A 12,082-nucleotide genomic window follows, 5' to 3' on the forward strand; every position below is an offset into this window, starting at 1 on the left:
ATATAAATTGCTGAAATTCCTTGAGTGCAGTTGTTATTCTATAAAATTATGCAAGTTACACAACAGCGATACTACACGCCAGAAGAATATTTAGAACTAGAAGAAGCTGCTGACTACAAAAGTGAATATATTAATGGGCAAATAATTCCTATGGCGGGTGGGACGATAAATCATAATCAAATAGCGCTTAACTTAAGTACTGATTTAAATTTTGCTTTCAAAAGGCAAAGCTACCGAGTGTATATGGGTGATGTTCGTTTGTGGATAGCCCAAAAGCGTACCTACACATATCCAGATGTGATGATTTTGGCAGATGAACCGGAGTATTTCGACAACCGGAGGGATATAATTGTCAACCCACAGATCATTGTGGAAGTTTTATCAAAATCGACCAAAGGCTACGATCGCGAAGATAAATTTGAGGCTTACCGCACAATTTCTACTTTCCAAGAATATCTATTAATTGACCAAACTCGGATTCATGTAGATCAATTTTCCAAAACTGGTAAAAAGCAATGGACGCTTCGTGAATATGATGAAGAAGATGAAGCGATCGCACTTGTAACCGTACCCTTTGAGATTTCCCTACAGGATTTATACAACAAGGTAAAGTTTGAGGTTGTTGAGTCGGAAGGGGAAAGTGCTGATGTTGAGGAATTGGGGTAGGGTAGTGATCGCTTTACTTGTGCAGAGTATCTTAAAAAGATTTAAGCCACTTTTAACGATTTCTGAGGAAAAGTAATTGGCTCTGGCAAAGTTTTTCCTTGCTCTTAATACCATTCAATCAGAGACTCAATCACTTCCTGTCCATGTTTAGCGGCTTCTTCATAACTCTTACCATGAGTGTGGAATTGCTGCCAAGGAAATTCTGGTAAGTGTACCAAGTAGCAATTATCCTCATCTGACCATTGAATTACCATACTGTAGCGATCGTTCATTCTTCCTCCTTTATTTCTCCTAGTTGCTTCAAAACACGATTGACTTGCTGTTCTGTAAGCTTTTTAGAAGCTATATTTAAGTCATACAGGTTCTGAAATGATACCTGTATTCAAAAGATTTCAGAAGTATCAAAAGCAAAATAAGATGGTTCACAAAATTGCCTTGTTCAATCACAAGGGTGGTGTCAGTAAGACCACAACGACTTTTAACTTAGGTTGGATGCTTGCTTCAAAGGGTAAGAGAGTTATCCTTGTAGATACTGATCCTCAATGTAATCTAACAGGAATAGCTCTCAAAGAAGAAACTGAAGATGATGAAGCAAGAATAGAAAATATTTACAACACACATTCAAATATCAAAACTGGCTTGGCTCCTGCTTTTGAGTCACAGCCACGGGCTATTGAAGCTGTAGATTGTATTCCGATAGAAGGACAAGAAGGTTTATTTTTATTACCTGGTCATGTAGGTTTTGCTGAATACGAAGTAACATTAGGTATCGCGCAGGAACTCAGTGGCTCAATTCAGACACTCAAAAACTTGCCAGGTGCTATTTCTGATCTTTTAGAAAAAACTGCTAATAAATTTAATGCTGACTATATTCTGATTGATATGAGTCCAAGTTTAGGAGCAATCAATCAGAACTTACTGATGACAAGTGACTTTTTCTTAGTGCCTACAACGGCTGATTTTTTCTCTGTTATGGCAATTGATTCTCTGTCTAGAATTTTATCAAAGTGGTGTAGTTGGGCAAGGATGGCAAGCATAAGCCCTATATTAAAGGAAGCTACTTATCCATTTCCAGAATTTAACTTGAAGTTTTTAGGAATTATAGTTCAGAACTATAGAATTATTAGGGGTAAAGAAACAGCAGCATTTCAAACATGGATAGAAAAAATTGAGGATGCAGTATTTGATAAACTAGTACCAATTCTAGATAAAAATAATCTGTTATTACCTAAAGCAGTCTATACTGAACAGGGTATAAATGGTAGTTGTACTCTGACAAAAATTTCTAATTTTAACAGTTTAATTGCTCTATCACAGGAACACAGTACACCTGTTTATGCGCTGACAACGGAACAATTAAGACAAACTGGTATAGTACGTGAGAATAATCAAAGAAAGCAAGAGGAATTTAAAACAACTTTTTCTGATTTAGCAGATAAAATTATTGCACTCTCATCCAGTTATGCAGTCAGCGCTTGACCAATTTCGCATTAGTATCCAGCGTGTTCGGGATTTGATTGCTCTTCATACTTCCGTTAAGGCTCAAGCTACTGCTGTTCTGGATCTTTCAGACATATTACGAGCTGCCCTAGTTCTAACTGTTAGTGCCTTAGATTATTATATCCATGAGGTTGTCACATTGGGTATGCTAGAAATTCATCGAGGACAACGTACTGAACCAACACCTTCAGCTTTTTCCCGTTTTCAAGTTTCCTTGGGAAGCGCTCGTGAGGATAGAAAAATAGCCATAGATATCGCCTCTTGGATAGAGAGTGACATACAGCAGGTTTATGGAGCTAACTTTTTACAGCAGTCTCATACTATTTCTGGTTTAATTCCAGCTATATCAAATAGTATTTTGAACAGATTAAATAATACTTCATGGTTAGAAGATGAGATTAGAAAAGGTTTAAGTTATAAAAGCTTTCAGCAGTCTGAGAAAATAGCTGATGCAATTAGGCAAATTTCGGATAAACAATTGTGGAATGAGGTTGCTAGGAAAATGAATAAACCTCCTGAAGATATTAAGCAACAACTTACTTTAATTGTGGATCGCAGAAACAAAATTGCTCATGAAGCAGATATCGATCCTACCCTCAACATAGGTAATCGCTGGTATATCGACGAATCAATGGTTGGTGATACAGTAGATTTTATTGAGCAGGTAGTAGAGAGTATTCATCAAATTTTGTAGCTTTGGGTAGATTAATGGTATATATTGTTAACTATTGAGGAATATAGGCAGGCAATCGTTGTGGAGAAATGAGGACTATGATCGCCCCTTCCCCGCAAACTTCGATAAAATTACTATGGTGCTAGTTAACCTTCCCTAAATCTGCTCAAAAGCGATCGCTTCCCAACCTTCCCTTCAATGTCCAGAACTACTCACACCAGCAGGTAATTAGAATTGTGCTAAAGCTGCTGTGGAAAATGGGGCAGATGCGATTTACTTCAGTTTAGATCGGTTTAATGCAAAAATATGGGTATAAAGTTTTACTGATTTGGATATCTTTAAAATATTAGTTAAGGTGAAAATATATATTGGACATAAGTAAAAATATTTTTTAGTGTGATGATCAGCCAGTCATCCACCTCAAACATATGGTTGAAAATTGGCAAGCCAACAATCTGTACTTTTACAGTTATGCATAATATTTCTATACCCAATAATTGGAATACTGCCCTTTACCAAGACAAACACGCCTTTGTCTGGCAGTATGGCGAGGACTTACTAAAATTCCTCAATCCTAAGCCAGGAGAATCCATTTTGGATCTTGGCTGTGGTACTGGACAACTTACAGAAAAAATTGCTCAAGCTGGGGCTGAAGTAATGGGAGTTGATCATGCAGCCACGATGATCGAGAAGGCAAGACAAAACTATCCCCATATCCGCTTTGATGTTGCTGATGCTAGGAACTTTCAAGTAGACAAGCCATTGGATGCTGTATTTTCCAATGCTGTATTACATTGGGTGAAAGAAGCAGATAGTGCGATCGCTTCCATACACCAAGCCCTAAAACCTGGAGGTCGTTTTGTTACAGAATTTGGTGGTAAAGGAAATATACAAGCGATCGTCAAAGCCTTATACAGCGCTTTAGAGTCCATTGGTATCCCTCAAGCACAAGTTGAAAATCCTTGGTATTACCCTAGTATTGGTGGATACGCTACCCTATTAGAACAGCAAGGCTTTGATGTCATCTATAGTAGCTTGTTTGCTCGTCCAACTCCTTTAGCAGATGCAGAAGCCGGTATGGCAAACTGGATTCAGATGTTCGCCAGCAGTTTTTTAACAGGACTTTCTCATGAGCAACAAATACAAATAATTCGCGTCGTGGAAGAATATCTGAAGCCAACACTGTATCAACAAGGAACTTGGAGAGCGGATTATCGAAGAATTCGGATCATTGCCATTAAACTTTAGATTATGCCAATTTTGACTTATGCCTTAATTAAGAATTAGTATCAGTTATGCATATACCCAAATTGTGCGATCGCCCTACAGCCCTTTGGGCATCCTCCGGCAGGCGTTGGTGCAGCCATCGCCAGACATCGTTTTCATTATTACTAACCATTAGCCTGACCACTTTACTAGTCTCGCCCTCACTAGCCCAAACCCCCGCAATACCCTTACCTTCTAGTGCGCCTCTGGAATTAGACTTATTGACCAAGCCAAAAGACTATGTGATTACAGCTAACACCATAAACCCAGCGCGATTAACTGTTCCCAGTTTATGGTGGGCACAACAAAACTCTGAGGAAAAGCTATTGGATAATTGGATAGCATATCCAGTTTCTGAAAAAGAACCTGCACGAGTAGACTTGATCGTGAATCAGCAAATTTGGAGCTTACTAGAGTATGTAGAGCGCTATGACTTTGTAAATCGCTTGGGTAGCGCTGCACGGAACTTTGGTTACAATGTCCGGGTATTTAATTATCAAAAAGAACCCTTGGCAACCTACACTTGCAACTTTACTACAAGTCCAGTTTTATGCAGTATCCAAACGAATGTTAAGAACAAGATAGGGTTACAGCGTTCTTTGGAGAACTCCACAAAAAAGATGATCCAATAGCTATGCTGGTTTAGCAAAAATTTCCACAAACCATTTTTTGAGATTGGGGAGGCGGTTAATCTGTGTTTCAATTTCTTCCATAGCTGAAGTTGTGAGTTTAACTCCTGTGGAGTAAACTTTTTTTACCAATGTGACAACCGGATTTTTACCTTTGAATGTAAGAGTTGGCGCGAAATTCAGTACGGTCTCAACGGTGTCAAGTAAACTACCATTCCAATGCTGTTCTAACCAACCGAAGCAACGTTCTATCGGGTTGTATTTGCTATGATACGGCGGATAATAAGCAAGTTGTAACCTCATTTGAGATGATGTGCTAAAATCTACAATCCGCTTCATAAACTGAGTGCGACGAGAATGATTTTCCGGTCCATTATCCTGATTAATTACCAGTTTTTGAATATGAGCAAATCGGTGTTTGACAGTTTGCCACCAACTTTCAAGCAAGTCAACAATACAATCAGCAGTTAATTTGGAAGAAACGAAGAATAAAAATAACTCGTTATACTCAGGTATAAAAATGCCGTAGGGAATCAGAGTCGTCTCGGTCGGAAAGTCGTGGTCTAATGAGGTAGTTGGCATTCGAGTTTTACCACCTCGGTCAAATTCTCCAATCTTGACTGCCACCTTCGCATCAATGGAGATACGGAGAGTATGAGGGTCATTATCAGCTTCAGCATTAATTTGCTCGACTTGTTCAAAAATAGCTTCTGTTTCTGGAATCTTCTTGATAGGTTTGGTTTTAAGAACTCGTTTTAAGGTATAACCCAAATTATTCAATCGTCTTCGAATTGTTTCTGATGAAGGTAGTTCTTTGTCACTGTAACCAAATTGTTCAATTAGTTGACGACGTACTTCACTTGAAGTAAAGCGCGTATATAAGCGTGTACTCTTAAAGCTGGGGTCAGTTTGACTTTGTGGGTCTACTAACGATTTAATATCCTCCAACAAGTTTGGTAATTTTGTTTCAACCCGCTTACGTCCACTAGGCTCGAAACCATCAATAAAAGGCTTACCACTCTCCAACTCCTGCATCCCTTTACGGATAGTGCGTCTATTCCATCCCAACTCACGTTCTACTAAAGTCTGTCCACCTATTCCCAAACCTTTGACCACTTCTGCCATGAATTGTCGTCGGTCGCTTCCCTTGAGTTTTTTGGCTGTTTTGATATAAAGAGATTTTAGGTTCTCGGTGAGTTGAATGATAGATTTTGGAGACATGAGGTAGGCTGCATACTGAAATTATCTTTCTCTGATCATAGGATCAATCATTCTGTGGTGTTCTCTTGTATTAAATAGTTAGGAGTTAGGAATTGGGGGAGATAAGGAAAATGGGAAAATTTTAATGCTCAATGTCCAATAAAACTCTTGGAGAGGCTGCGCCAACGCTTAAGGCGCAGCCTAAGAAGAGAAGCTATGCCGCAGGCTTTATGGCTACGCTCAGGACAAGCTCAGTACAAGTGCCCAATGCCTTATGCCCAATTAAACTTTAATTTTGGCGAATAAAGACTCGTATTGTTTTATTGTTGATGGGGATAAGGGAAGCAAAAATTCACTTTTATCGAAAACTTTGCGATCGCTCTGCAACAGGCTCCATAATGGTTCTTGGATATCGTCAGCGACAATATTTGTAGAAATTGGTGAATTACTTTTGGTGAGCACCGAAATTTGTTTAGCTGTGTTTGGTTGCCAACAAAAATCAATCCATTGATCTGATAAAGTACTTGTAGTAATACCTGCAGGACGTACCCACAAGTCTGCCCAGATTGCTGTTCCTGACTGGGGGATAACTGCTGCAAGTTGCGGATAACGTCCCAGAACTGGCAGTATATCGCTTGACCAACCAACGGCTAGCCAAGTGTCTCCCATAATTAGAGGTTGCAAGTAGTTATTGGAACTGTAGAACTTCACCTGTTGATTTAATGTCTGTAATTCTTTTTCAAAGTCTAGTACTTGGTCAAGGTTCTCTGTATTGTAAGATTTTCCTAGCTTCTTTAAGACTAGACCAATAACTTCTCGTGGTTGATTAAGTAGGGAAATGTGTTGCCGCATTCCATCTCGCCACAAATCACTCCAATCTTTGGGGGTCCATCCCAATTTTTGCAACTTGTCACGGTTATAAACAATCATCGTGCTACCCCACCTGTAAGGTGCACCCCAGATCTTCCCTTGAGTGTCCAAGTTACCTTGGTCGTTACGCGTTACCAGTTTCTTCCACCTTTCATCTAAAGCAGACCACTGCTTTAATTGGTTTCCCTGTACCTCTTGAAGTGGTTGAATCAGTTTCTGCTCAATAGCTGCTTTTAGCCAGTAATCTCCCAATGTCACTAGGTCTGCATCAGCCGTTTTTTGACCTTGCCTAAAGGGTATAAAGCGACTCCATCCCTGCTCATCAGTGGTTTTTGGTTTTTGTTGCCAATTTTGTAATTGCTGAAATAAATCCTGTATCTGCTCAACTGGAGCAAACTTTAACTGCACCTGTTGCTGCAAACCTTTGTGGAATTGATTAACTACCTGACCCGGTATAGAACCTTTTAATAACTGTACTTTTAGTTGCGTTTGGTTGTTTTCACCACAGCCAAAAAGCAGTTGTGAAAGTGCCAATGTACTTGTACCTAGCAAAAAAGACCGTCGATCCATTGATTTTGGATTTGAGATTTTTGATTATACCTAATATTAAGCAGAGATTCACCAGAGGCTGACAGCTGAAAAAGTGTAGTTGAAAAATTCTCTGTATTTTCTGTTGGTAATAGCGATAAATCTGAATATTTCACTCAAAGTAGCGATTTTTTAGGCAAATACTGGCTAATAATTAATTTTCCTCAATAAATTTCGTTAATGGTACTTCTAGTAAATGTTTACTTATATTTAAAAATAATGATTTAAATCCTGGATTTCCACCAAAAACGTCAATACTTAAATAATTCCTAAGTATAGTTAACATTGAGAGTAAATTGAATAACATAAAGAAAATCTGCTGATGAGGGTATTAAATGGAGCCATTACAGAAGCAAGTCCTGAATTTAAGACAAAAACTGGATGCCCTCTGCCAAGTGATTGAGCATCTTGATGAGAAAGTCACTCAAGCTTTCTCAGAATGTTCTTTAGCGAATACACAAGCAAGGGATAATTATCAGGAAAATGGTGCGGCTGGAGGCTACCAGTTCAAAGGACGTATCAGTTTCAATCCAGAAATGGAACACAAGGATGTATTGACAGATGGTATTTATCTAGACATGCATCGTCAAGGTGGAGATAACATAACACCAGAAATTCAAATACAACGACTGACAGCGCAATTAACAGCAGCCTACAATCGCATTGCTGCCTTGGAAGAACAATTACTTAGAGAGAGAATTCATTAAATTTAACCTGAGTTCAAGGAATTGAAAAAATGACTAGAGGTAGGAAGGCAAGCCTTTAGGTTTAATATCAAGTGATGGCTTTGTCGGCATATATATAAGTATAAGCGACTAATTAGGTTATTAAATTGATACAAACTATAAATACACTATTACATATATCTACGTAATAGTGGAATATGTCTACCTATAAGCTTTTAGTACATTCCTAACTATGAAACAAAAAAAACAACCCTAAGACTGCTGTCGTTAGGGTATTGTATGGTTCAAAAATCAAGATTTTCTTATTGATCTGCGTTTTTATTATTAGTGTTTTTGGTATCTTGTTATCAAGTTGGTTGATCGCAAGCCAGACAGCTTTCGCTAAGAGGATGTTTGAAAAGTCCTTTTGTTGGTAGCAAAACGTTCTAAATCCCCCTAAATCTCCCGATAAATTGGGGGACTTTGATTCCGTTTCCCCTTAAAAAGGGGAGCCAGTCGCTCAGAGGGGTTTCCCCAAGTGGAGCGACTAGCGTGGGCTAGGAGGAATCAATAAGTGCCTAAAATTACAGCCAACCACTTTTCAAACAACCTCTAAGATTTATCTTTTGCAACCTGCTCCTACTTAACCGCTAGGCTATTACGACTATTTCGGCAAACTACTTAGCCCTCAAGAAGCAGCAGGAATAGTTGTATATAAGGGACTTGCTCCTAATAACCCCCTTTTCTATCAGCAGATAGGGGCTAGTTAAAATTTAAATTCACAGAGAAGTATGATCGGAGGAAACGTCCGCTTATAACTTCGATTGGGGCGCAGAGTCTTGCCCAATTTGATTCGCTACGAATTAATTAAATGCTGTACTTATATTAGTTGTTCAAGTTGGGCTTCAATGGCTGCCAAAAGTTCGTGTTGCTGCCAATCTTGGCTCAGATGGGCGGCTATGCAAGCTGCTCCAGCACCCATACCTTCTTTGACAAAGCCCTGCTCATAAGCTCTCAGTTGGGGATAACGAGAATCAGCAAAACTCAGATGAGTTGCTAATAAGGGAGGGGTTTCTCCACTCTGAATTAAGCTGCCTTTTCCTAAGCTGAGGGCTAAGTCAACCGTAGCCCCAGTAGGGTCTTCTGCCACCCAGCGGGTTGTGCCTACAACTACTGCTTCTGGTCGCCATGATAAGGCATAAGCTTGAGTGATCGCACTTATCAGCGCATAAACCGCCAGCATTTGCGTCCCACCAGCAAGCATTACACCACAACTACGACTAGCAGCGATCGCCATCCCAGCTACCACCACCTGCATGGGATCACCCACGGCAGCAACGAATTGTAAGGGGTTAACTGGAGGAGATGAGGATAAGGTAAAATTTTCTCCCCCTGCCCCCTGCCCCCTGCTCCCCTTCACCTTCTCCAGCCCAGCTTGTACTAGTGCCCACTTTTGCGCGTGGTTACAAACGGGGTGGCTACTGTTAACTTTTCCGGCAGCATCTATACCCAAACCAGTTAAGATTGCCAGGGCAGTTGTAGTACCTCCGACGACGCACTCACCGACAATCAAATACCCCTGTTGGATATTGGCAGCCAGGCGTTCTCCCCAAAGTAGCCCTTGTTCAAACAAGTGGTGTACCGTTGTGATTTCCATAGCAGCACCTCCACTTAAACACTTAGCAGGAGCACCACCTAAATCAATTACTGGCACAGCAGGAGGCTGGGGTAAACCAGCATTAAACAAATGAATTGGTATCTTTAGTGACTCAAAGACAGCGCGAGAAATCAGCACAGGCGAAGCCCCAGCTGCTAATGGTGGTAGGGGATATTGGGCATTATGTTCCGGGCCGTAATACAAAAACTCGGCATCGGCACAAGCAGTATATTTCCGATCCTCTGGAGTGCGACCAGCTGCTGAAATCCCTGGAATTAAACCAGTTTCAGTAAATCCTAAAACACAGGCAAATACGGGTAGACAACCACGATACTGCCGCAGCCAATCTTTACCTTGTTCTTTTTGGGTATAAATACTAATCATTTGGAAAGTTAGGAGTTAGCAGTTTAATTCATAACTCCTAACTTACAACTCCTCACTATCCCTCATAATCCATTAGGACTTGCACCCAGTGTGGTGGACGGGGAATAGGGTTGCCTAGACGGTCAAAAAGCAACCATGCTGCCAGGTGTATCACAAAAAGGTAGATAAAGTTGTTGAGTATAATTAAAGCGATCGCTCCCACTTGAATCAAAAATACACTGGGACTCGCCAACAAACTTAGCTTCAAAAATACCCACTCAATGAACTCACTCACTTGGATAATCACATAAATCCACAGGTCTTCACCCGACAAAACAGACAGCAACCACAGCCGAAAAAAAACTCCCAAAGTACCCAACAGCGTACCCAAGGTGATGGAAACAATCCAGGGAACACGACGACGATACCACGTCGCCCCCAAAAGCACGCCCATGAACCCATAGGGCATAACAAACAGCAAACTGCGGGCTGGCCCCATCAGTACTGTCAGCAGTAGCCCGGAGGTGAGTGCTGCCATCCATGCCGCACGTTTGCCCCAACGCAGATAAACTAGAGCGATCGGCACCGGAAAAAATATCCGCAAGACTGGGCCCAAGGGAAAGTAGAAATTAATAAACCAAATTAAGCTAGCAGTACTGGCTAAAAACGCCGTTTCCACCATCCTTAAGGGCGCATCAGCCTTAAGTTGAAGAGGCATTAACTGTTGTTCTTTATCTAACCAATGATTGTGGGGAGTTGGAGATTCAGGGAATGGATCTTCCTCCGGTTCATCTGGCAGAGAATCTAAAATACTCATATCTGACAAGTTCTTAAACGATCATTCTTTCCAAGGCTGACAAATCGGGAATACAAATAGTGTCTTGATCCCGTTTAATCAAGCCTTTTTTTTCTAGCCTTGTCAACACTCGTGTCACCGTTTCCCGCGCCAGTCCGCTCAAACTACTCAATTCCCGGTGAGGTAAATTGGGGATTTCGGTTCCTGTTTGTCCTTTTTTTCCCTGTCCTTCTGCCAAAAATAGCAACGTATCTGCCACCCGTGACTGGCTATCAGATTCCCGCAACCGCAGTCGGCGATTTACTTGCCGCAAACGTCGTGCCATTAGTTGCGCCAATCGAACTCCCGCCAAGGGTTCTATCTGAAGTAACTTGACAAAATCCTGAGCAGGCATACTGCCAATTACCGTCGGGGCCAAGGTAATCACATCTGTGGATCGAGGTACTTCATCTAGCGCTGCCATCTCACCAAATAATTCCCCTTTGCCAAGAATATTCAGCGTTACCTCTTTTCCTTCCAGATTGTAGGTGCGAATTTTTACCCATCCGTCCAGAATAAAATACACAGAACCGCCCCAGTCATTTTCCAGTAGAATCACCTGATTGGCTGGGTGAGTACGGGTGACAAGATGGATGAGGGCTGATTTCACAGCAGTTTCTGGCAACCCTTGAAAAAAGGGAGCTGAGGTGATCATCCAGGGATTAGCCTGTGCTTGCAAGCTATATCGGTCTTCCATTACGACATTTTTATTCAAGCTGCTATATACACACAACAAACAAGAGCGCCATTTTCAGACTCAGCCATCAAAGCACAGCCCCTTTCAAAGAGAAAATTAAACTATGCTACATAAGAAAGCGACAAGAACGTTTTTTTAAACCATCTTTACCTATAAGTTTAAACGGGGTAAAAGTTTTGCAAAAAGTAGTTTATAGCCGGCGGTTGTATTGCTTAGGGGCTAGCTGCACTGCAAACTTGATTAGTTAAGAATATAGGCAAACAACATCAATGATACTAAAGGGAGTAAATTATTGCTCAGGTATTTTAGCGATTTTCAGAAATAGGGAATCAATGAGCGGCAAAACTAAGCTTCTTAAACAAACGCTGACTAAAGAGGACAACCAAAAGGGGAGACAATGGGAGAAGTCGGAGTGTCGGCTGACGACGAGCTGAACTTCGGGGGACAAGGGGAAAAAAGAAAAAACGCTTGTC

11 protein-coding genes and 1 pseudogene are annotated in these 12,082 nt (G+C 40.9%); 6 read left to right on the forward strand and 6 right to left on the reverse strand.

Annotated elements, in window-relative coordinates; translation table 11 throughout:
• Positions 1-48: 48 nt before the first annotated feature.
• Positions 49-666 (forward strand): Uma2 family endonuclease, encoded by a 618-nt coding sequence (locus V7K48_RS29565; RefSeq protein WP_335078009.1) that lies wholly within the window; start codon positions 49-51, stop codon positions 664-666.
• 41 nt (positions 667-707) lie between these two features.
• Here V7K48_RS29565 and V7K48_RS29570 read toward each other — a convergent pair.
• A pseudogene (locus tag V7K48_RS29570) lies at positions 708-938 on the reverse strand (type II toxin-antitoxin system HicB family antitoxin).
• Between the two features lie 145 nt (positions 939-1,083).
• Here V7K48_RS29570 and V7K48_RS29575 point away from each other — a divergent pair.
• The 4 genes from V7K48_RS29575 (at position 1,084) to V7K48_RS29590 (ending at position 4,737) form a co-directional block, all read left to right on the forward strand.
• The gene (locus tag V7K48_RS29575) at positions 1,084-2,145 is read left to right on the forward strand and encodes a ParA family protein (protein WP_335078011.1); all 1,062 of its coding nucleotides are present in this window, start codon (positions 1,084-1,086) and stop codon (positions 2,143-2,145) included.
• Positions 2,129-2,860, forward strand: coding sequence for a HEPN domain-containing protein (locus tag V7K48_RS29580; RefSeq protein WP_335078013.1), 732 nt, complete (start codon positions 2,129-2,131; stop codon positions 2,858-2,860). Before V7K48_RS29575 ends, V7K48_RS29580 begins: the two co-directional genes overlap by 17 nt.
• Positions 2,861-3,310: 450 nt before the next feature.
• Positions 3,311-4,087: a class I SAM-dependent methyltransferase gene (locus tag V7K48_RS29585; RefSeq protein ID WP_335078015.1), complete on the forward strand. Its 777-nt coding sequence runs from the start codon at positions 3,311-3,313 to the stop codon at positions 4,085-4,087.
• Between the two features lie 47 nt (positions 4,088-4,134).
• Positions 4,135-4,737, forward strand: coding sequence for a hypothetical protein (locus V7K48_RS29590; protein WP_335078017.1), 603 nt, complete (start codon positions 4,135-4,137; stop codon positions 4,735-4,737).
• Here V7K48_RS29590 and V7K48_RS29595 read toward each other — a convergent pair whose 3' ends face one another.
• Together V7K48_RS29595 and V7K48_RS29600 are read right to left on the reverse strand one after the other, a co-directional pair.
• Positions 4,738-5,937 (reverse strand): ISAzo13 family transposase, encoded by a 1,200-nt coding sequence (locus tag V7K48_RS29595; RefSeq protein ID WP_335078080.1) that lies wholly within the window; start codon positions 5,935-5,937, stop codon positions 4,738-4,740.
• A 279-nt stretch (positions 5,938-6,216) separates the two neighbouring features.
• Complete coding sequence (locus tag V7K48_RS29600) at positions 6,217-7,374, reverse strand: extracellular solute-binding protein (protein WP_335078019.1); 1,158 nt, start codon at positions 7,372-7,374, stop codon at positions 6,217-6,219.
• Between the two features lie 353 nt (positions 7,375-7,727).
• Between V7K48_RS29600 and V7K48_RS29605 the strand changes: the two genes are divergently transcribed.
• Positions 7,728-8,099 (forward strand): hypothetical protein, encoded by a 372-nt coding sequence (locus V7K48_RS29605; protein ID WP_334979578.1) that lies wholly within the window; start codon positions 7,728-7,730, stop codon positions 8,097-8,099.
• Between the two features lie 838 nt (positions 8,100-8,937).
• Here the strand turns inward: V7K48_RS29605 and cobT are convergent.
• Genes cobT through V7K48_RS29620 form a run of 3 tightly spaced genes read right to left on the reverse strand, consistent with a single transcriptional unit; the run spans position 8,938 to position 11,609 of the window.
• Positions 8,938-10,098 (reverse strand): nicotinate mononucleotide-dependent phosphoribosyltransferase CobT, encoded by a 1,161-nt coding sequence (cobT, locus tag V7K48_RS29610; RefSeq protein ID WP_335078021.1) that lies wholly within the window; start codon positions 10,096-10,098, stop codon positions 8,938-8,940.
• A 55-nt stretch (positions 10,099-10,153) separates the two neighbouring features.
• Entirely contained in the window at positions 10,154-10,894 is a 741-nt protein-coding gene (locus V7K48_RS29615; RefSeq protein ID WP_335078023.1) for a DUF2232 domain-containing protein, read from the reverse strand.
• A gap of 13 nt (positions 10,895-10,907) precedes the next feature.
• Entirely contained in the window at positions 10,908-11,609 is a 702-nt protein-coding gene (locus tag V7K48_RS29620) for a Crp/Fnr family transcriptional regulator (protein ID WP_334979739.1), read from the reverse strand.
• Positions 11,610-12,082 lie beyond the last annotated feature (473 nt).

It is taken from the genome of Nostoc sp., assembly GCF_036919615.1.
Lineage (GTDB): Bacteria > Cyanobacteriota > Cyanobacteriia > Cyanobacteriales > Nostocaceae > Nostoc.